Origin of the sequence: Capnocytophaga sp. oral taxon 412 str. F0487 (genome assembly GCF_000271925.1) — a bacterium.
Classification (GTDB): domain Bacteria; phylum Bacteroidota; class Bacteroidia; order Flavobacteriales; family Flavobacteriaceae; genus Capnocytophaga; species Capnocytophaga ochracea.
In genome coordinates this window covers 42,565-61,658 of sequence record NZ_AJZR01000033.1, presented here as the reverse complement: position 1 = coordinate 61,658, position 19,094 = coordinate 42,565, and the positions used below count along the sequence as shown (strand labels likewise).

18 protein-coding genes are annotated in these 19,094 nt (G+C 39.4%); 4 read left to right on the top strand and 14 right to left on the bottom strand.

What is annotated here, in order from left to right; all coding sequences use genetic code 11:
• Window positions 1–289 precede the first annotated feature (289 nt).
• Entirely contained in the window at window positions 290–874 is a 585-nt protein-coding gene (locus tag HMPREF1321_RS06095; RefSeq protein ID WP_009419504.1) for a porin family protein, read from the bottom strand.
• A 139-nt stretch (window positions 875–1,013) separates the two neighbouring features.
• Here HMPREF1321_RS06095 and upp point away from each other — a divergent pair, with 139 nt between their 5' ends.
• Window positions 1,014–1,667 (top strand): uracil phosphoribosyltransferase, encoded by a 654-nt coding sequence (gene upp / locus HMPREF1321_RS06090; protein WP_002672507.1) that lies wholly within the window; start codon window positions 1,014–1,016, stop codon window positions 1,665–1,667.
• Here upp and HMPREF1321_RS06085 read toward each other — a convergent pair.
• The 12 genes from HMPREF1321_RS06085 to HMPREF1321_RS11870 all read right to left on the bottom strand — a co-directional run bounded on the left by HMPREF1321_RS06085 (window position 1,641) and on the right by HMPREF1321_RS11870 (window position 14,706).
• Window positions 1,641–2,573 carry a hypothetical protein gene (locus HMPREF1321_RS06085; RefSeq protein WP_009417347.1) on the bottom strand — a complete coding sequence of 311 codons (933 nt, stop codon included), beginning with the start codon at window positions 2,571–2,573 and terminating at the stop codon, window positions 1,641–1,643. The genes upp and HMPREF1321_RS06085 overlap by 27 nt on opposite strands.
• Window positions 2,573–3,049, bottom strand: coding sequence for a hypothetical protein (locus tag HMPREF1321_RS06080; protein WP_034575792.1), 477 nt, complete (start codon window positions 3,047–3,049; stop codon window positions 2,573–2,575). The genes HMPREF1321_RS06085 and HMPREF1321_RS06080 overlap by 1 nt, the downstream gene beginning before the upstream one ends.
• A 20-nt stretch (window positions 3,050–3,069) precedes the next feature.
• Window positions 3,070–3,684 (bottom strand): porin family protein, encoded by a 615-nt coding sequence (locus HMPREF1321_RS06075; RefSeq protein ID WP_009419506.1) that lies wholly within the window; start codon window positions 3,682–3,684, stop codon window positions 3,070–3,072.
• A gap of 39 nt (window positions 3,685–3,723) precedes the next feature.
• On the bottom strand, window positions 3,724–3,954 hold the full coding sequence (locus HMPREF1321_RS06070; protein WP_002672503.1) for a ferredoxin: 231 nt from the start codon (window positions 3,952–3,954) through the stop codon (window positions 3,724–3,726).
• Between the two features lie 23 nt (window positions 3,955–3,977).
• Window positions 3,978–5,228, bottom strand: coding sequence for a peptidase U32 family protein (locus tag HMPREF1321_RS06065; protein ID WP_009421772.1), 1,251 nt, complete (start codon window positions 5,226–5,228; stop codon window positions 3,978–3,980).
• A gap of 121 nt (window positions 5,229–5,349) precedes the next feature.
• Window positions 5,350–7,215, bottom strand: a complete 1,866-nt coding sequence (locus tag HMPREF1321_RS06060) for an ABC-F family ATP-binding cassette domain-containing protein (protein WP_009421793.1) — start codon at window positions 7,213–7,215, stop codon at window positions 5,350–5,352.
• 23 nt (window positions 7,216–7,238) lie between these two features.
• Complete coding sequence (locus HMPREF1321_RS06055) at window positions 7,239–8,549, bottom strand: (Fe-S)-binding protein (RefSeq protein ID WP_009421782.1); 1,311 nt, start codon at window positions 8,547–8,549, stop codon at window positions 7,239–7,241.
• 9 nt (window positions 8,550–8,558) lie between these two features.
• Entirely contained in the window at window positions 8,559–9,509 is a 951-nt protein-coding gene (locus HMPREF1321_RS06050) for an MlaD family protein (RefSeq protein WP_009411846.1), read from the bottom strand.
• A gap of 20 nt (window positions 9,510–9,529) precedes the next feature.
• Window positions 9,530–10,651, bottom strand: a complete 1,122-nt coding sequence (locus HMPREF1321_RS06045; protein WP_009421809.1) for an N-acetylmuramoyl-L-alanine amidase — start codon at window positions 10,649–10,651, stop codon at window positions 9,530–9,532.
• Window positions 10,652–10,800: 149 nt separating this feature from the next.
• Complete coding sequence (gene gpmA, locus HMPREF1321_RS06040) at window positions 10,801–11,547, bottom strand: 2,3-diphosphoglycerate-dependent phosphoglycerate mutase (RefSeq protein ID WP_009421776.1); 747 nt, start codon at window positions 11,545–11,547, stop codon at window positions 10,801–10,803.
• Between the two features lie 22 nt (window positions 11,548–11,569).
• Window positions 11,570–14,248 carry an AsmA-like C-terminal region-containing protein gene (locus tag HMPREF1321_RS06035; protein ID WP_009421781.1) on the bottom strand — a complete coding sequence of 893 codons (2,679 nt, stop codon included), beginning with the start codon at window positions 14,246–14,248 and terminating at the stop codon, window positions 11,570–11,572.
• 203 nt (window positions 14,249–14,451) lie between these two features.
• Entirely contained in the window at window positions 14,452–14,706 is a 255-nt protein-coding gene (locus HMPREF1321_RS11870) for a hypothetical protein (protein ID WP_034575790.1), read from the bottom strand.
• Between the two features lie 323 nt (window positions 14,707–15,029).
• Between HMPREF1321_RS11870 and HMPREF1321_RS06025 the strand changes: the two genes are divergently transcribed.
• Genes HMPREF1321_RS06025 through HMPREF1321_RS06015 form a run of 3 tightly spaced genes read left to right on the top strand, consistent with a single transcriptional unit; the run spans window position 15,030 to window position 18,065 of the window.
• A complete protein-coding gene (locus HMPREF1321_RS06025; RefSeq protein ID WP_009421783.1) occupies window positions 15,030–16,448 on the top strand; it encodes an L-serine ammonia-lyase in 1,419 nt (472 codons plus the stop codon).
• Window positions 16,449–16,473: 25 nt separating this feature from the next.
• Window positions 16,474–17,292 (top strand): dihydropteroate synthase, encoded by an 819-nt coding sequence (gene folP, locus HMPREF1321_RS06020; protein ID WP_002672486.1) that lies wholly within the window; start codon window positions 16,474–16,476, stop codon window positions 17,290–17,292.
• The gene (locus HMPREF1321_RS06015) at window positions 17,289–18,065 is read left to right on the top strand and encodes a diadenylate cyclase (RefSeq protein ID WP_002672484.1); all 777 of its coding nucleotides are present in this window, start codon (window positions 17,289–17,291) and stop codon (window positions 18,063–18,065) included. Before folP ends, HMPREF1321_RS06015 begins: the two co-directional genes overlap by 4 nt.
• Before the next feature lie 98 nt (window positions 18,066–18,163).
• Here the strand turns inward: HMPREF1321_RS06015 and HMPREF1321_RS06010 are convergent, their stop codons facing one another.
• A complete protein-coding gene (locus HMPREF1321_RS06010) occupies window positions 18,164–18,775 on the bottom strand; it encodes a fumarylacetoacetate hydrolase family protein (RefSeq protein ID WP_009421773.1) in 612 nt (203 codons plus the stop codon).
• Window positions 18,776–19,094: the final 319 nt, after the last annotated feature.

The window sequence follows — 19,094 nt, the reverse complement described above, 5'->3', positions numbered from 1 at the left end:
AAAGAACGAACAAAGAACGAACAAAGAACGAACAAAGAACGAACAAAGAACGAACAAAGAACGAACAAAGAACGAACAAAGAACGAACAAAGAACGAACAAAGAACGAACAAAGAACGAACAAAGAACGAACAAAAGACGGTGCGAGTCGCACGGGCAGATAAAGAAATGACGAAGAGAAGGTGAATCTGAGGTGAAGAGTAATTAAGGTTGTTTAAAAAATAAGAAAGGGTTTAAGTGATTTATAAATCACTTAAACCCTATTTCTAATTAACTAATATTCCTATTTTCTAAAAACGTACCCCTACGCCCAATTGTATTTGTTGGGTAGTTGCTTTTTCTTTAAGGGCGTTACTAATATCACTGTAACCCCATACATAGCGACCGTAAGCAAAAAGAGGACCTAAATTTACTTCAGCTCCTGCCACTAATGAAAAATCAGTATCTTTAAAGAGCTTTTCTCCGTTTTCCCAAGTACTTTGGTCGCGGTTGGCAAGGAAACTAAATTGAGGTCCTGCGTGTAGTGAAATCAATCCGCTAGGGTTGTATTTCAAGAGTACTGGTACACTTACGTAGTTCAGTGTTTTTTTCTTTTCGAACTTGTCGTTCCAAACAGATTGGTAGCTATCGCGGAGCTCTGTATTGGTTTGACTAAAGAGTACTTCCCCCTGTAGCCCCCAGCTATCATTGAAATCGAATTCGACGAAACCACCTAATTGATAGCCCAATTTAAAGTTTTTGTCATAGGCTACACCTTCTACTTTACCTAAGTTAGCACCTGCTTTTGCTCCTAAGTGAAACTCTTGAGCATAGGTAGCGGTGGTGAGTAGCATTATCGCAATAAAAGCTGTTAATTTAGTGATTTTGTTTTTCATACGCTTAATTATTGTTTAATGATTCAGTATAGTTATTCCAAATAGTGTGCCAAAAAAAATAATTTACCAAATTGCAAATTTGTAAATTAGCAAATTATATACTACTTTTGTGGCGTGAAAATATAAAGCTAACAGACCAATGATTATACATCATTTAGGCGAAGAGCCTTCCGTATTAAACCGATTTATCGCCCAGTTGCGTGATGTAAATATTCAAGCAGACCGTATGCGATTCCGTAAAAATTTGGAACGAATAGGGGAGGTATTGTGTTACGAGATGAGTAAGTTTCTACACTATAAAACGGAAACAATTACTACACCTTTGGGCGAAAAGAAGGTACAACTTCCGAAAGACGAGATAGTAATTTGCTCTATTTTGCGTGCTGGTTTGGCATTGCATCAAGGCTTGATGAACTACTTTGATAATGCTGATAATGCGTTTATCTCGGCTTATCGCAAACACACTTCTGAGACTGATTTTGATATAATGGTGGAGTATCTGGCTTCGCCGTCCTTAGAAGGTAAAATCTTATTCTTAGCTGACCCAATGCTGGCTACAGGGCGTTCGTTTGCTAATGTATTCAATGCGCTGAAACCTTTAGGAACACCTAAAGAGATACATTTGTTTGCTGTTATAGGGGCACAGCAGGGGATAGAATACTTGGAAGATAAGTTTCCTGAGACTACTCATTTATGGATTGCTACCATAGATGCTCACCTTAACGACCACGGATATATAGTACCAGGTTTAGGTGATGCGGGTGATTTAGCTTTTGGTAATAAAATGGAGTAGAAGCCCTATGCCAGGCATAGATAATAGTGACCATAGTACGATTTCTTTTAGCCACCACACACGTATTTTCTCTACATAAAGAGCAAAGAGAATGGCAATAGGGGCAAAGGTGTATATCACTTCTTTGGAAAGGAATACTACTATAAGCCCTATCCAGAGGAATTGTATTACTACTAATGAGCTGATGCTGTGATAAACACTTCTGAAATAGTATACAGCTAATGCTACTAAAAGAAGGAGTGCTAAGCTACATACTGCTATTGTTGTAGCAATGGAATGAGAAGAAAAGTTTAGAAGATTATTTATATCTGAAGTGATGAGATTTGTAAAATCATCAATAGGAAAGGGCTCTTGAAGTATTAATAAAATAGCCCCTAATAAGATGCTAACAGTAATGATTGCTAAAAGAGGTATAAACCAATAACGGCGTTTTTCAGCTCCGTAAAAGAGTAGAGAAATCCATACATTTAGCAGAAAAATTAAAGCCCAAGGGTGCAACAAGCCTGCACAAATGATTAGTAGAGAAGTATCGAATAGTTTTTGTGGAATTCCTTCACCTGTTTTAAGAGTAAGTACACGCCACAAGGCTACAATGATAAGTAAGTTAGCACCTACTAATTTCACTTTATCAAAAAGGGTAGGGAAGAGCACTACGAAAATACTAAAGAAGGCTATAGAGTAGCAGTTTTTGGTGTCAGTAAGTTCATTCCACCGGTCTATTTGGTGAAGTAATAATAAAGAAAGAAAGAGCAATACAAAAGTACTCATTAAAACAGTGAGATGAGACACGTCACTGAGAGGAAGTTGTAGTATTTTAAATTGAAATAGCCCATCACCTATCAATAGTGCTAATAGCACAATGATAAATGTGATGGGCTTTGTATTTTCAAAACGTACTGATAGCATTAGTTACTAATGGTTAAAAAATTACCAGCTACTGAAACATTATAATTTAGTAAAGGATAAGGTTTGGCAATTTGCCCAATAGCAATAGGAGCTCCTGATATTAAATTGTAAACTGTTTTACCACAAGAACATTTGGCAAAAGTATAGTCGTGACCAGTCTTCTCATAGCTATTTTCATCTTCTATAGCCCTTATGCCAAACAGGCGACTATGACACTCTTGTAAATTATGATTAGGACAAGCAGCCTCCCAAGCACGATATCCTCCATTACTATAACAAGTCACAAAAAATCCTTTAATACCTCCGTAGGGAACAAATACAGTATTCATTGGTGTTTTTAAGCTGTTATAGAGAGGTAAACTTATATCGATAGTATAGGTGAAATGTACTTCTCCTAAGTTAGGGTTGCGCCTTTGCCGTTCTTTCTCACAAGAAAGTAGTCCAATCAAAAGTATTACATATATCAGTCTATACATCTTGTTACCTATTATTTAGCTTAAAATTGATACCCTACTCCCATTGAGAGCGTTCTATTTTTAAAGTCGTAAGAATTAGCAATGCCCGTACTTATGAGGCTTGCCTCATCGCCTTCAAAGATATTAGTGAGTCCTTGTACCCAACGTATTTCGAAAAACCAACCTGCATCAGTAGTGTAACCTATCCCTGCAGTCATAGCTACATCTATAATGTCTATGGCATCTGATTTTACACGAGTTACGGGTTCTGTACCATTGAAGTAGAAATTAGGCTGGTCAACGCGATATTCTATCTGAGGACCTACGTGCAAATTAATACCCTTTCCTACATTGAATCGTGCCATTACAGGAGCCGAAAGATAATCGAGAGCCAAAGTAGCATTCCCATATCTATCAGATTTTATTTGTGCACCACGACGATTGTAGATACCTTCTATCTGTAAAGAGAACAATTTAGATAGGGGAAACTCTAAAGTAACCCCAGCATAATAACCGTGATATGGTTTAAAACTTGCCTCACTACTTACATCTCCTTTTAAGGTAGCATAATTGTACCCTGCTTTCACTCCTATGTATTGTGCTTTTACATTGTAAAAAGCAAACAAACATATGGCTAATAATACTATTTTTCTCATTGTTTATTATTTTTAGATGTTAGTCGTTTGTTGTTAATACTATAATTTTTTGGTAGAGATAATCTTCACGGGGCAGGCTTTTTGTGCTTTCTCACAATCCTCAAAAATACTATCATCATAACTTTTTAGGGTGAAGAAGCCTTTCTTTTCAGTGGAACGTAATAATACGCTCTTGCCATCTTTTTTCGACATCTGGAACTGCTCAGGAGCCATCTCTACGCAGTAGTTACAGCCGATGCATTTTTCACGCTGTAAGGTTACTATTACCATATTAAACTAAATCTGCTAATCTGCTAATTGATATTTGTTTTTACTATTTTATACAGTTTATCTGATAACCTTATTCTGAAATTGGTTTTGATAGTACAAGAATCACCTTTCTTAGCTCTTTCAGCAGGAGTATCGTTTACCATCATTGAGGTGAGTTCTATTTCTTGAACGCCTGTTGAAGGTCCAGTGATAAGTAATTTGTCGCCTATCTTTATATCAAAGGCTTCAATAGCAAACTCTGCAATGCCAGTCTTAGGAAAATAGTGTTTGCCTTGCCCAATGTACACTTTCTTTTGGGTAGCATTAGAGCCTGGGTTTTCACTCCATTCACCAAGTTTTTGCCCTAAATAATATCCACTCCAGAAACCACGATTGTACACCGTTTTGAGGGCTTCTATCCAGCCTTCAAATTTTTCTTTACTGTATGTGCCTGCGTAATAAGCATCTATTGCTTCTCGGTAGGTGCGAATAACGGTAGCCACATACTCAGGAGCGCGCCCACGCCCTTCAATCTTTAATACCTTTGCTCCTGTGTCGATTACTTGGTCGAGAAAGTCAATCGTGCAGAGGTCTTTAGGCGACATCATATACTCGTTGTCCAATTCTATTTCAAAACCGCTTTCTTGGTCGATTACAGTGTATTTCTTGCGGCAGTTTTGCTTGCAAGCTCCGCGATTGGCTGAGGAATTGTGTGAGTGCAAACTCAGGTAGCACTTGCCCGATACCGCCATACAAAGCGCCCCGTGTCCAAATATTTCTATTTCTACCAAATTGCCCGAAGGTCCTTTGATTTGCTCTTTTTCTATCTGCTCACATATCTTCTTGATTTGTCGCAAGCTCAGTTCACGGCTCATTACCATTGTATCAGCAAACATCGCATAGAAGCGCACGGTTTCAATATTAGTGATATTGATTTGGGTAGAGATATGCACCTCCATTCCTATTTGTCGAGCATAAGCTATGACTGCCTGATCCATAGCTATCACAGCTGTAAGACCTGCTTTTTTGGCAGCGTCTAATAGTGTTTTGATGATAGATAGGTCGTGGTCGTAAATAATAGTATTAAGGGTGAGATAAGTGCGAATGCCCTTAGGAGCACAACGGTGCGCTATTTCATCAAGGTCGTCAATCGTAAAGTTGATACTTGCTCTTGCGCGCATATTCAGCTGGTCTACCCCAAAATACACTGAGTCGGCACCATTGTCTATTGCCGCTTGTAGCGACTCAAAATTACCAGCTGGTGCCATTAGTTCAATTTTTCCTGAATGAGTCATTATATAGTGAGTGAGGGGGCAAAGATACGAAAATAAAGTAGAATTTGAAAATTGTAATGCATAAAATTAAGTAAATAGCCAAAATACTCTTAATATGCTAACTTGTCAGTGGAGTAAAATATTAATGTTCTTCCAGCTTCTCCGTTAGTTCAAACCAGCGTTCGGTCTTTTCCTCTATGGCAGTAAGCGTCTCTTGCAAGGCTACTGATTGTTCTTGTATTTCATTACTGCTAAGATTTCCTTCGGCAAAAGTAGCTTCTATAGCAGTTTTTTTCTCTTCTAACTGCGCTATTTCTTTTTCCAATCGGTTGTATTCCTTCTGCTCGTTGAACGATAAACCTTTCATTCCGTCCTTGCGCCAAGTGTTTTTGGTGGCTTCTTTCTTGGGAGTATCGTCTGTCGGAGGAACGCTCTCTTCGTACACGCGGTAATCGGTGTAGTTACCAGGGAAATCCTCTACTTCGCCATTACCTTTGAAGATAAAAAGGTGGTCTACTATTTTATCCATAAAATAGCGGTCGTGCGATACTACCACCAAGCACCCTGGATAGTCTAACAAAAAGTCTTCTAAGACGTTCAGAGTAACAATATCGAGGTCATTCGTAGGCTCGTCTAAAATCAAAAAATTGGGGTTTTGAATGAGTACAGTACATAGGTATAAGCGTTTAAGTTCCCCTCCGCTGAGTTTCTCTACATAGTCGTATTGCTTTTTACGGTCGAAGAGAAAGCGTTCTAATAGCTGTCCTGCTGAGAGAGTGCGCCCTTTAAGTAGAGGAATGTAATCGCCATACTTTTGTATCACTTCTATTACCTTTTGTCCTTGTTGTACCTCAATACCATCTTGGGTATAGTACCCGAACTTAATAGTGTCTCCCACTACTATTTTACCACTATCAGGCGTGATAGCCGAGGTGAGTAAGTTGAGAAAGGTGGATTTGCCCGTGCCGTTCTTACCTATAATTCCCACTCGTTCGCCCCGCAAGAAATTATAATTGAACTTATTGAGCACGCGCAAGTCTCCGAAGCTCTTGCTCACATTGTGAAACTCCACCGTCTTGCTTCCCAATCGCTCCATATTGATTTCGAGCTGTACCGAGTGCTCCTTCCGACGCTTGTGGGCTGCCTCCTTTATCTTATAAAAATCGTCTATACGCGATTTCGATTTGGTAGTTCGTGCCTTAGGTTGCCTACGCATCCAGTCGAGTTCCTTTACATAAAGGTTTTTAGCCTTCTCTACCGATGCCTGCTCTTGTGCTAATCGCTGTTCTTTTTTCTCTAAGAAATAGGAGTAGTTCCCTTTGTAGCTGAATAGTTCGCCATTGTCCAATTCCAGAATTTCATTGCACACACGTTCCAAAAAATAACGGTCGTGCGTAACGATGAAGAGCGTAAGGTTTTCTTTGGCAAAGTACTGTTCTAACCATTCAATCATTTCTAAGTCGAGGTGGTTCGTAGGTTCGTCCAATATCAGCAAGTCAGGTTTGCTAATAAGTACATTGGCTAAGGCGAGACGCTTTTTCTGTCCTCCCGAAAGGTTTTTTACTTTCAGTTGGAGGTTGTCTAATTTTAGACGGAAGAGTATTTGTTTGTATTGTGTTTCAAAATCCCAGGCATTATGGCGTTCCATCTGTTCAAAAGCCTTTTGATAAGCCATTTCGTTTTCAGGGTGCTGTAAAGCGTGTTCGTACTCCTGAATCAATCGTAAAATAGGATTGTCGGTTGCGAAAATAGTCTCTTCTACTGTTAGTTCTTCGTTAAAAGAGGGATTTTGTGAGAGAAAACCTATATGTATGCCCTTGCGGAATACTACTTGTCCGCTATCGGGTTGGTCTTTGCCTGCAATAATATTGAGTAAAGTAGTCTTCCCTGTACCATTTTTAGCGATAAAGGCTATTTTTTGGTCTTTATTGATACCAAAAGAGATGTTTTCAAGGATTATGCGTTCGCCAAAGGCTTTTGATATATTTTCTACGGATAGTAAGTTCATTTAATTTAGATAATAAATTAAAACTAATTTGTGATGTCTCTATCTGCTTGGCTATACGCCCAAGGGGCTCCATTGTTCTCTATATTAGTCATCATCACATTGAGTTCGGTAGGAGCTGCCGATTCTTCCATTACCAAATACTGTCTCATATCCATAATAATAGATAACGGACTGATACTCACAGGGCATACCTCCACACAAGCATTGCAAGTGGTACAAGCCCATAGTTCTTCAGGAGTAATGTAGTCGCCTAAAAGTTGTTTGCCATCGGGTTCAAAAGTACCGTGTTTGTCGATATTGCGCCCTACCTCTTCTAAGCGGTCACGTGTTTTCATCATAATCGCGCGAGGAGAAAGCTTTTTACCAGTGAGGTTCGCTGGACATTCATCGGTACAACGCCCGCACTCGGTACAAGTATAGGCGTTCATCAGCTGTAACCAAGTGAGGTCGGTCACGTCCGAAGCTCCAAACTTATCAGGAGGGGCTGTGTCTTGTGGTGTTGCAAAAGGATCGGCATTGGGGTCTAACATTAGTTTCACCTCTTGTGTTACCGCTGGATTTACCTTAGAAGCTCCTAACGGACGAATAGGTGCGTAGTACGTATTAGGGAAAGCTAACAGTATGTGTAGGTGTTTGGAGTAATACAAGTAGTTTAAAAAGCATAAAACCCCGGTAATGTGTAACCACCAACAACTGCGTTCTACAACTATAAGAGTGCTTACCGAAGCGTTTCCTAACAAGGGGCGTAACCATTCGCTCACAGGAAAAGAACCTGCTTGCACATAGTGGGGTACGTGTAATGCTTGTAGCTGAGCATCGGCAGCGTTCATCAGTAGGAAAAGACTCATCATTACCATTTCGGCATAAAGGATATTGCTTGCATCTTTTTTTGCCCACCCTCTGATTTCTGCCTTGCGAAAGCGTGGTAATTTTAGTACGTTTCTCCTTATCCAAAATACGGTTACTGCTACAATCACTAAGAGAGCTAATACCTCAAAAGAAGCTATCAAGAAGTTGTAAAACGCCCCTAAGGAGGCAAATATGCGGTGGGTTCCTATGATACCGTCAGTAATAATCTCTAAAAGTTCGATGTTGATAATCAGGAAACCTGCATATACAATAATGTGCAACACACCCACTATGGGGCGTACCAACATTTTCCGTTGCCCTAAAGCGAGCCACAACATATTTTTGAGTCGCTCTTTGCGGTTGCCAGAAGTGTCTTCCGGCTTGCCTAAACGGATATTCCTAATGAGTTTCCGTAGATTATAAATAAAAAAGCCTCCCCCTATACAGAGAAGTATTATAAATACTATGTTAGGAAAGAAGCTCATCAATACAGTTTATTCTCCTTTTTCTTCGTCTTGAGGCTCGTATGTTTTAGCTTTTTTACCAAAAACGGAGAAATGAAGATAACGCTTAGGATTTAAACGAAGGTCTTGCAAGAGCAATTCGAGCTGTTTAGCCGATTTGTCTAAATCTTTATAGAGCGTTTCGTCTTTTAGTAATTTTCCAATAGTACCCTTGCCTCCTTCTACTTCAGCCAAAAGAGTATTGAGGTTGTTAAGAGTTGTTTGTGCATTGGCAATTACTTTATTAAGTTCAGCTTCCGAAAGCTGTCCTGATACTTTTGATAGATCAGTAGTGATTTTATTAGCATTGCTTAAAGTAGCATTCAAATTGGCTTGATTAGCTACCAACATCTTATTGAGGTTTACTGATGCCTGATTTAGGTTGTGCATTGTCGCACTTAGTTCGGCAATGGCAATTTTTAAATTGTTAGTAGTTTTAGCATCTAAAACACTGTTCACTCCTGTAAGAGTGGTATCGGCTTGTCCTAAAAGGCGATTGAGCTTATCTTGTGTAGGTTTGATTGACGAAGAGATAGAGGCGAGCATATCTTCTTGTACACGTGCTTCTAATACATCTCCCGATACGGCTATAGGAGCATTATCGAAGGCGGGAATAATTTGCAGTCCTGCACCTCCAAGCAAACTGTTGTAAAGCTCGGCTACACTATTCTTAGAGAACTTAAAATCGTCTGAACACTCCATCGTAATTTTTATCTTGGCACTTTTCTCTTCTAAGTCCACTGCTTCCACACTCCCTACTTTCACCCCATTTACAGTGATTTGTGTACCTGTTTTTAACCCTCCTGAATGAGGAAAATAAGCGTAATAAGTATTCGTTTTATTAAATAATGATTTAGACTTCAAGAAGTTAAAGCCTATATAAAAAGCGGCAATACCCGCCACAACTATAATAGCTGTTTTTATTTCTCTGGATAGTTTCATCAGTTTCTATTTGAATAAGTTTACTTTTCTATTTGTTTAGCTCTTTCTACTGTAATGCGTTTCTTTTGGTAAAAAGCTACGATGTAAGCATCTTTATACCCTTTTTTTTTTGCTTTGTTCAGTAGCTCAAGGGCTTCTCTGTGCTTCGAAGTATCACCATAGTAATACACATATACACGCCCGTCTTTTTCAACCGATATAGGCGAGAGTCCTTTGAAATTAAAAGCCTTTGTTTCTAAATTTTTAGGGCTTGATGATATCTGTACTTTATAGCTCAAATCGCTGTTGTTGATAGTGCTTTTACTTGTACTTTGTCTTGGGGTATTATTTTTTTCTCTTACTTGTGAAATACTGTCGTCAGGGGTAGTATAAGAACTTTTGTCTTCTATCCATTTCTTGTAAGCGAGTATCGCCTCAGCAATGTTCTCTGCAAACTCTTCTTGCCCCTTAGCCGAGGTGAGGAATTTGCGTTCCTCGTTGTTAGTAAGGAATGCTGTTTCTATAAGAATACTGGGCATATAGGTTTGGTGCAAGACGATGAATCCCGCTTGGCGTACGCCTCTGTTAGTGCGTTTCATAACTCCTGTGAGTTGGTTTTGCACTAACTTAGCTAGCTGAATGCTCTGCTCCAAGAACTCTTCTTGCATAATAGATAGCCCTATTACCGATTCAGGTGAGTTAATATTGTACTTAGCGTATTTCTTTTTGTAATCATCTTCCAAGTAGATTACCGAGTTTTCGGCTTTGGCAACCTCAAAGTTCTGCTGGTTGGCGTGTAGCCCTAATACATATGTTTCCGCACCGTCTACTTGTGTTTCGTGAGCGTTGCAGTGTACTGAAACGAATACATCGGCTTTGTTCCTGTTGGCAATAGCTCCACGCTCATAAAGGTCAATTAGCACATCGGTTTTGCGAGTGTAAATCACCTTTATATCAGGGTAAGCCTCTAACTTTTTGCCTACTAATAATACTATTTTCAGCACCACATCTTTCTCAAAGATGTTTTTCTGTACTACTTTACCGGGGTCTTTACCTCCGTGACCCGCATCTAAAACTACTTTAAACACAGGGTTCTTCTGTCCATAAAACAGACTAAAAGTACTACTGCATAGTGAAAAAAGAAGAATGTATATAAATTTCATTAATATATGTTCTGCTTAAAATTGGTGCAAAGGTAATTATTTTACTCGAATATACAAAAAGCGTGACGTTAAAGTTTCATTTTTAAAGGAATAAAGGAGGTTATCTGCAATAAATAACCTCCTTATTCTATCAATATATCAAGCAAATTTTATTTTGATTTACCTTGATTTGCCACGCTGTTGATAGCGGCTGCAATAGCTTCTTGGTCGCCTAAATAATAATGTTTGATAGGTTTCAAATTAGCATCGAGTTCATATACCAAAGGTACTCCCGTTGGGATATTGAGCTTTAAGATTTCTTCTTTTGAAAGCCCGTCGAGATATTGTACCAAAGAACGCAAACTGTTACCGTGTGCTGCGATAATCACACTCTTGCCTGCTTTAATGTCTGGCGCAATCTCGTTAAACCATATAGGCAACATACGGTCATAACAATCTTTCAAACTTTCGCCTGCTGTTTTTTCTTCTTTGGTAAGTGAAGCGTAACGACGGTCGTGTGAGGGGTGACGTTCGTCCGATTCTTCAATAAGTGGAGGACGAACATCGTAAGAGCGTCTCCACAAAAGTACTTGGTCTTCACCGTATTTAGCAGCAGTTTCAGCTTTGTTCAAACCTTGTAGCGCTCCGTAACTCTTTTCATTGAGTCTCCAGCTTTTGTGTGTAGGCACCCAAAGGTCGCCCATTGCCTCCAAAGCATTGTTCAAGGTTTTGATAGCTCTTTTGAGCACTGAAGTATAGGCAACATCAAATTTGAAGTCTTCTTCTTTCATTACGCGTCCTGCTTCACGTGCTTCTTGTACGCCTTGCTCTGTTAAATCTACATCTTGCCACCCTGTGAATAAGTTGAGCTTGTTCCATTCACTTTGCCCGTGGCGTAAAAGTACTACTTTATACATATATATTTAATTAATTTTATTCTTATTCTTCTCCTTCTTTTTTACCCAAACCTCTGAGGAAATTGCCTATTTGTTTCTTGGCTTCTTTTTTAGCCTCTTCTTTGGCTTTCTCTTTCACTTTAGTCATTGTGCTGTCTTTGTTCTTCATCAGTCCTCCCACCGTTTTGGTTATTTCGCCTGCTGTACCCGAACTTGTTTTACCTCCTAAAGCCTTTTGTAGTGCGTCAGTGCCTTTAGCGGTAAGGTTGTTAATTTGGTTTTTAGCTATTTGGGTAGCCAAATTTTTTACTACGGCTTTAGCATCGGTGCTTACTTGTGGTTTTTTGAAAGTTCCACCTACGGTTGCTACCACGGGCAAGTTGTTTATCTTTTTCTGGTTTTCAGGAGTCAATTTTGCTAACAAACCTTCTGCTTCTTTACCCAACATTTGAGGCGGTACATTAAAGGTGAGCTTGTAATTCATCTGTTGGTCAAATCCGTGAGAACCTGCTACCTCTATGGCTACATCTTTATATTTGATAGTAAAAGGCTTGATTTTCACTTTTCCATCTTCAAAATCAACCGCTGCTTTCACATCTTTTAGGTTGAGATTGGCTAAATTTAAACCTGTAAATTGGCTGTCTAAGGCTGAGAGTAGAGGAGAACCGTGGCTGTCAATCTTAGAGTCGATAAGTGCTGCAAATAGGTCGCCCGAGATACTGTTAATTTGAGGAGTTAAATCGTTTTTCAAATTACCTTTTACGTTGATAACCGTATTCACTTTCCCTTGTACAACTTTCGCAATAGGCGCTATCTTTTCGAGCATAGTAATTTGCGTAAAAGCATCGGATATGTTAAGGCGGTTTAGGTTTAAATCTACGTCAAAGGTAGGTATTTTCTCTTTGGTCGATACATCTCCTGCAAGAGCTATATTTCCTCCAAAAATATCCGATTTTAAGTTCTCTAAGGTTACTTTTTGGTCTTTTATAATCAGTTTACCCGATACATTACTCAATTTCAAATTGTCGTATAACACCGTATTGGCTTTTGCAGTAAGCGCACAATCTAAGAAAGCAGGCACTTTTATAGCCGCTTCTTTTGTAGAGGTCTTATTAGCTTTAGGAGCTTCTTTGGTTTCTTGTTTCGCAGGAGCAGACGATTCTGTTGCGGGTTGCATAAAATCGTTTACTACTAACTTGTTCGAAGATAGATTAAAGTTTCCTTTGAGGATTTCTTTTCTGAAAGCAAAACCGTACAGATTATCTATCGTTCCAGTAAGGTGTAAGTCGCTATCACCTGTGCGAGCATCAAATTTTGAAAGCCCAATGTGCGACGGATTAAAGGCTACGTTTAAGTTATCAATATGGAAAGGTTTTACAAACTCCTCGCCTGCATATACAAACTGAGAAAGCGACAAATTACCTTGCGCTTTAATTTTTTGATAATTCTTAGCCTCTACCGATTTCATATCCAATTGTGTCGCTATATCAGCGCGTAAGATTCCTGCCAACTTCTTGTTTAACGAAATAGGGTATGCTTGCGATAAGTTTGCCAAGTTGATAGTCCCTTTTACTGCCATATCCACAAACGGGTTTACTACCACATTGCTCACATTGGCACGAGCCGAAAAATGGTCTTGGTCGATACTCATCGTAAATTTGTTGAGGTTCACTTTGGTATCGTTGGTAATACCCGTAGCGTTGTTTACTTTTAGGTCGATAGTGATGTCACGCACCGTTTTAGGCAGGTTCGGATATTTAAAAGAAGCATTGTCTGCATACATTTCAAGTCCGAAAGTAGGGATTTTATCACCTACCATATCACCTTTGGCAAAACCTTTCAGGGTCAGATTTCCTGTGGTTTTTACATTCTCAATGCTTTTAGAGTACTCTTCGGGAATGAGCGCTAAAAAGTTTTGAAATGAATTGGTAGGGGTGCTAAAAGTAAGGTCGTAATGTTGTCCTTCCTCCAATAACTGAATAAAACCATCGAATACCAAATCCAAACGATTTACAGTGGCTTTGTTTTGCTTGAAAGTATATTTCTGATTTTTGAGGTCGATGCCCAAAATAGCCTGCAAGGTAATAGGCACTTGCTTCATAAAAGTGCTTTTACCCATTGCAAAAGTTAGGTTGGCTTTCGTCTGAGTGTCTAAGTCCAATACCTCTTCGGCAAAGTTTCCTTTCCCGCTGTGGTAAATATCGGCTGCTTCCATAAAGAGGTTGCCGTCGTCCATTTTGAAACTAAATTTCAGATTTTCTACATTGTACCGCTGAATATCTAGTTTTATAGGTGCTGACTCTTCCTCAGGTTTATCCGAAGGAATAGCGATATCATAGTTGCCTTCTCCCTCCTTGTTAAGGTGTATATACACCGAAGCATCTTTCACATTAGCTCCTAACAAATTGTAGTTGCCCGCTAATAAATCTTTGATGCTAAGTGTTACATCTATGTGTTTAGCAGCAAAAAGTGTATCACCTACGAAAGGCTCTTTGTTTACCAAAACAAAATCGTTGAGGGTAACGCGTGCCTTAGGAAAGTTCTTAAACAGACTAATATCAACATCTTGTAATCCGATGTTCGCCTTTAAGTTTTCATTTGCCATCTCAATAACCTTTTCCTTGATAGTATCTTTAAAGAAAAAAGGAATAGCAATCATTGCGATGATGAGGAGCAATAGGGTTATACCTCCCCATTTCAGTATTTTTTTAGCTATTTTCATTCGTGTTTTAGCAATTATGTTTTCTGAGTGCAAAGATACGAAATAATTAACAATTAGCAATAAATTCTGAAATAATTATTTTGTTCTTTGTTTTTATAGTCTACCAGAATTGGTCTGCAAATTTTCATTTTGCACTTTACCAAGGTTGAAATCTACCAATATCCTCTTTTTTAACACTCTCTTAGCTTTAACTTCCCTTTGCTTTAACGCCACTCTTTCTTCGTCTTTTGTTCGTCTTTCCTTCGTCTTTTGTTCGTCTTTCCTTCGTCTTTTGTTCGTCTTTTCTTCGTCTTTTGTTCGTCTTTCCTTCGTCTTTTGTTCGTCTTTCCTTCGTCATTTGTTCGTCTTTCCTTCGTCATTTGTTCGTCTTTTCTTCGTCTTTTGTTCGTCTTTTCTTCGTCTTTTGTTCGTCTTTTGTTCGTCTTTTCTTCGTCTTTTGTTCGTCTTTTCTTCGTCATTTCTTCGTCATTTGTTTATCTGCCCGTGTGGCTCGCACCGTTCATTGTTCGTCTTACTTTTTCCGTTACTACACTCCCTCTCCTTGGGAGTAGCTTCCGAATAGGAGAGTATGTGACTGGGGAGAGGATATTCTGTCCGCTGATTCTTCGTTGGAGGTTTAGAGGAAATTTTATTAATCATTTTTGTTCAAATTCTACACCCAAGCTATACTGCTTTTACTTCACTAATTTAGTGTGTTTTATCTAATATGCTAATTTTCAAATTTGCTAATTTGCTAATTTCTCTCTATTTTTGCATTCTTATAAAGTCTTATAACGAAAAAATGGAGCAGATAAGTGTATTCGATATGCTAAAAATAGGGGTAGGTCCTTCCAGCTCTCACACTTTAGGTCCTTGGCGTGCTGCTGAGGCTTTCCTCAAAGAATTGAGAGAGAAGCACCTCCTAACCCGCACAACCAAAGTGCACGTAGATTTATACGGCTCACTCTCCCTCACAGGCAAAGGTCACGCTACCGATTTGGCAGTAATGTTAGGTCTCAGTGGTGCCGACCCTGAGTATGTGCCTATTGAGAGTTTAGACGTGATTATTACGGCTATTACTAATAATCAAGAGCTCTATTTAGGCAATGAGAGCATCATTAGCTTCAATCCTAAGGAAGACATTATTTTCAATAGAGATTTTTTGCCTTTTCACCCCAATGGTCTTACTTTTACAGCTGAAGGCGAGGGGTTTAGTTATGCTTCTACTTTCTACTCAGTAGGGGGTGGTTTTATAGTAAAAGAAGGAGAACAAGCAACAGCCAAGGAAGATACTCAGCGAAATTTCCCTTTCCCTATTGATAAAGCTGAGCAACTGATTAGCTATTGTTGCCAAGAAGGAAAGAAAATATCCGAAATCGTCTATGAAAACGAAAAAGCCTTGCGTACTGAGGAGCAAATCCATAGCGAACTGATGCGTATATGGCATACTATGTTGGAATGTACTTATATAGGTTGTCATACCGAGGGTGTACTCCCAGGCGGTTTACACGTGCGTCGTCGTGCTTATGATATCCACAAGAACCTCATAGGGGTAGTCACCTACGATAGTCCAGAGAATTGGCTGAACTCTATCAAGAAAACGAATATCAAGTTTCGCGAAATCCTTAAATGGGTAAGTTGTTTTTCGCTGGCAGTTAATGAAGTGAATGCTTCGTTGGGGCGTGTAGTTACGGCACCTACCAATGGTAGTGCAGGGGTGATTCCCGCCGTGTTGCTCTACTACATAACTATCGAAAACCAACAAGCTACCGAGGAGCAGATTCAGCAATTCCTATTGGTAGCGGGCGAAATAGGCAGTCTCTTCAAAAAAGGAGCAACCATCTCAGCAGCTATGGGCGGTTGTCAAGCCGAAATAGGTGTATCTTCCGCAATGGCGGCAGGTGCGCTCTGCGAACTCTTGGGTGGTTCTCCTGAGCAGGTGCTCATCGCTGCCGAAATAGCAATGGAACACCACTTGGGGCTTACTTGCGACCCTATTGGCGGATTGGTGCAAATCCCTTGTATCGAGCGCAATGCTATGGGGGCAATCAAAGCAATTAACGCTGCCGAATTGGCTATCGAAACCGACCCTAAGAATGTGAAAGTACCCTTAGACAAGGTTATCAATACTATGTGGCAAACTGCCAAAGATATGAACTCTAAATACAAAGAAACCTCAGAAGGGGGCTTAGCGGTAGCTGTAAATATGGCGGACTGCTAATCTAACGACTAATAACTAACAATTAATGACAATAAACTGTAAAGGAGAGCTTCTCTCTATGGATACCCCGCGAGTGATGGGAATCCTTAATCATACTCCCGACTCTTTCTACGAAGGTAGTCGTGTAACCGAAAAAACGCTCTTACAACGCGCAGAAACAATGCTCGCTCACGGCGCAGATTTTATTGATGTGGGTGGTTATAGCACCCGCCCCAATGCACCCGAAGTCTCACAAGCCGAAGAACTCAGTAGGGTAGTGCCCGTAGTGCGTTCTTTGGTGCAACATTTTCCCGAGATACGTATCTCGGTAGATACTTTTCGCAGTGAGGTAGCACGCCAATCGCTCTTAGAAGGAGCTTGTATTATCAACGATATTTCTGCCGGACTCTTAGATGAGCAGATGTTGGCTACAGTAGCGCAATTTCAGGTGCCTTATATTGCGATGCACCTCGTAGGTACACCCCAAACAATGCAACAGCACACTGATTATAAGGATATCATCAGTGATATGCGCTACTATTTTTCTGAGCGCAAAGCCAAAGCCTTGCAAGCGGGGATTAACGATTTTATAGTAGATGTAGGCTTTGGTTTCTCTAAAACCTTAGACCAGAATTACGAAGTGTTGAAGCACTTAGAGCTATTCCATAGCTTTGGTTGTCCGCTATTGGTAGGTTTTTCCCGCAAGTCGATGTTGTACAAATTGTTAGAAACTGACCCTGCTGGTGCGCTGAATGCTACGACAGTAGTCAATACCATAGCCCTGATGAAAGGGGCACACATTTTGCGGGTACACGATGTAAAAGAAGCTAAAGAATGTGTAACACTCTTTGAAAAAATACAATGAAACTATTCGATATTTTAGACTTTACAATTGTCGATGCGATTGACATAGTGCTGTTTGCAGCCCTCTTGTACTACCTCTACCGATTAATTCGAGGCACGGTAGCCATTAATATTTTTATGGGTATTGTGATTATTTATCTGATATGGAAGATTACCGAAGCCCTGCAAATGCAGTTGCTCAGTAGTATATTAGGTCAGTTCATTGGGGTAGGAGTCTTCGCACTGATAGTTGTATTCCAGCAGGAAATACGTCGCTTCTTGCTCACCATTGGTTCTACCAATATCACTGCGCGCAACAAGCTACATCGTGCTTTTCACTTCTTCAAAGAGAAGGAAATTCTTCTTAATATTGAGAGTTTGATAAATGTATGTCAGAAGTTAGCCAGTACCAATACAGGGGCGCTTATTGTTTTGGAACACAATATGCCTCTCGACTTTGTAACCCAAACTGGCGACAAGGTGAATATAGAGTTCTCCGAGCCTATTATCGAAAGTATCTTTTATAAGAATAGTCCGCTACACGATGGAGCCATTGTGATAAAGGGTAATCATATTATAGCTACAAGGGTAATACTGCCTGTTGCAAGTGAAATCAACTTGCCTAAACGCTATGGTTTACGTCATCGTGCTGCCATTTCTATCACCGAGAAAACAGACGCTACTGCCTTAGTCGTTTCTGAAGAAACCGGACACATTTCCTACTTCAAGAATGGTGCTTTTGTAAAGTTCAAGAATAACGATGAACTCATCAAAGCTGTACAATCCGATTTTTAATTGCTTGTCGCGCTACAACCTTTTTCAGATAGCGAACTTCAAGCATTCACTGGCTTTGGGGCTTCTAGGGCTAATAGTCAAATTTGCTAATTTCCAAATTATCTAATTTTCAAACTAAATCCTTTCTCTCCCATTAAAAATCCTTCTAACACATCACCTGTTGTAACTTTCCCTGCACCTTTAGGTGTTCCCGTAAAGATAAGGTCACCTTTACGAAGGGTAAAGTATTGTGATACCTCCGAGATGATAACGTCAAAACCTCTAAGCATTTGTATCGTATTGCCATTTTGTACAGTAGAGCCATTTTTGTCTAAGTGAAACTGAATAGAGGAAGAACTCTCAAATGTTTCTTTAGAGACAAACTTTCCTACGATAGCTGAGCCATCAAAAGCCTTCGCTAGCTCCCACGGTAGTCCTTTTTGACTCAATTCCACTTGCAGGTCGCAAGCAGTAAAGTCAATGCCCACCGCAATCTCGTCGTAATATTTATGTGCAAACTTCTCCGAAATACACTTTCCATTCTGGTTGATTTTGAGTACTAACTCTATTTCGTAGTGCAAATCCTGTGTAAAATCAGGAAGGTAGTAAGGAATTTCGAGGTTGTGAATAGCCGTATCAGGCTTCATAAATACCACTATGGGCTGAACCGTTGTTTTATCAAATTTTTCGATAGTCTCGTGGTAATTTTTACCTATACAAATAATTTTCATATTTATTTTAATGTGAGTTTGATATAAAAATACTATTTTTCAATCGCTTTTACGTTGTTACAATTCCTTATTAGGAATAAGGTCTTGAGACAAAAAACGCCTTTATTTATAATTTGGTTTTCTTTCCTTTGGGAAGGGTTTTATTTTATAAAATCTGTGAGAGGTTTTAAAGTAACAAAACACCTATTTGTTCAATTAAAAAAATAGTTTATTGTGATAAGAATACGCTTCATATGCAATGATTTCCTATTACTGAAATAAAGCTTATAGATTGCAAAAGTAAAAATAAAAACTGTATTATGTTTGTAAATTAAAAAAA

Coding starts and splice junctions, on each gene's coding strand:
- folP (WP_002672486.1), top strand. CDS start 16,474: ATGACAATAAACTGTAAAGGAGAGCTTCTCTCTATGGATACCCCGCGA.
- HMPREF1321_RS06045 (WP_009421809.1), bottom strand. CDS start 10,651: ATGAAATTTATATACATTCTTCTTTTTTCACTATGCAGTAGTACTTTT.
- HMPREF1321_RS06070 (WP_002672503.1), bottom strand. CDS start 3,954: ATGGTAATAGTAACCTTACAGCGTGAAAAATGCATCGGCTGTAACTAC.
- HMPREF1321_RS06065 (WP_009421772.1), bottom strand. CDS start 5,228: ATGACTCATTCAGGAAAAATTGAACTAATGGCACCAGCTGGTAATTTT.
- HMPREF1321_RS06050 (WP_009411846.1), bottom strand. CDS start 9,509: ATGAAACTATCCAGAGAAATAAAAACAGCTATTATAGTTGTGGCGGGT.
- HMPREF1321_RS06035 (WP_009421781.1), bottom strand. CDS start 14,248: ATGAAAATAGCTAAAAAAATACTGAAATGGGGAGGTATAACCCTATTG.
- HMPREF1321_RS11870 (WP_034575790.1), bottom strand. CDS start 14,706: ATGACGAAGAAAAGACGAACAAAAGACGAAGAAAAGACGAACAAAAGA.
- HMPREF1321_RS06075 (WP_009419506.1), bottom strand. CDS start 3,684: ATGAGAAAAATAGTATTATTAGCCATATGTTTGTTTGCTTTTTACAAT.
- HMPREF1321_RS06085 (WP_009417347.1), bottom strand. CDS start 2,573: ATGCTATCAGTACGTTTTGAAAATACAAAGCCCATCACATTTATCATT.
- HMPREF1321_RS06060 (WP_009421793.1), bottom strand. CDS start 7,215: ATGAACTTACTATCCGTAGAAAATATATCAAAAGCCTTTGGCGAACGC.
- HMPREF1321_RS06055 (WP_009421782.1), bottom strand. CDS start 8,549: ATGAGCTTCTTTCCTAACATAGTATTTATAATACTTCTCTGTATAGGG.
- upp (WP_002672507.1), top strand. CDS start 1,014: ATGATTATACATCATTTAGGCGAAGAGCCTTCCGTATTAAACCGATTT.
- HMPREF1321_RS06080 (WP_034575792.1), bottom strand. CDS start 3,049: ATGTATAGACTGATATATGTAATACTTTTGATTGGACTACTTTCTTGT.
- HMPREF1321_RS06015 (WP_002672484.1), top strand. CDS start 17,289: ATGAAACTATTCGATATTTTAGACTTTACAATTGTCGATGCGATTGAC.
- HMPREF1321_RS06010 (WP_009421773.1), bottom strand. CDS start 18,775: ATGAAAATTATTTGTATAGGTAAAAATTACCACGAGACTATCGAAAAA.
- HMPREF1321_RS06095 (WP_009419504.1), bottom strand. CDS start 874: ATGAAAAACAAAATCACTAAATTAACAGCTTTTATTGCGATAATGCTA.
- HMPREF1321_RS06025 (WP_009421783.1), top strand. CDS start 15,030: ATGGAGCAGATAAGTGTATTCGATATGCTAAAAATAGGGGTAGGTCCT.
- gpmA (WP_009421776.1), bottom strand. CDS start 11,547: ATGTATAAAGTAGTACTTTTACGCCACGGGCAAAGTGAATGGAACAAG.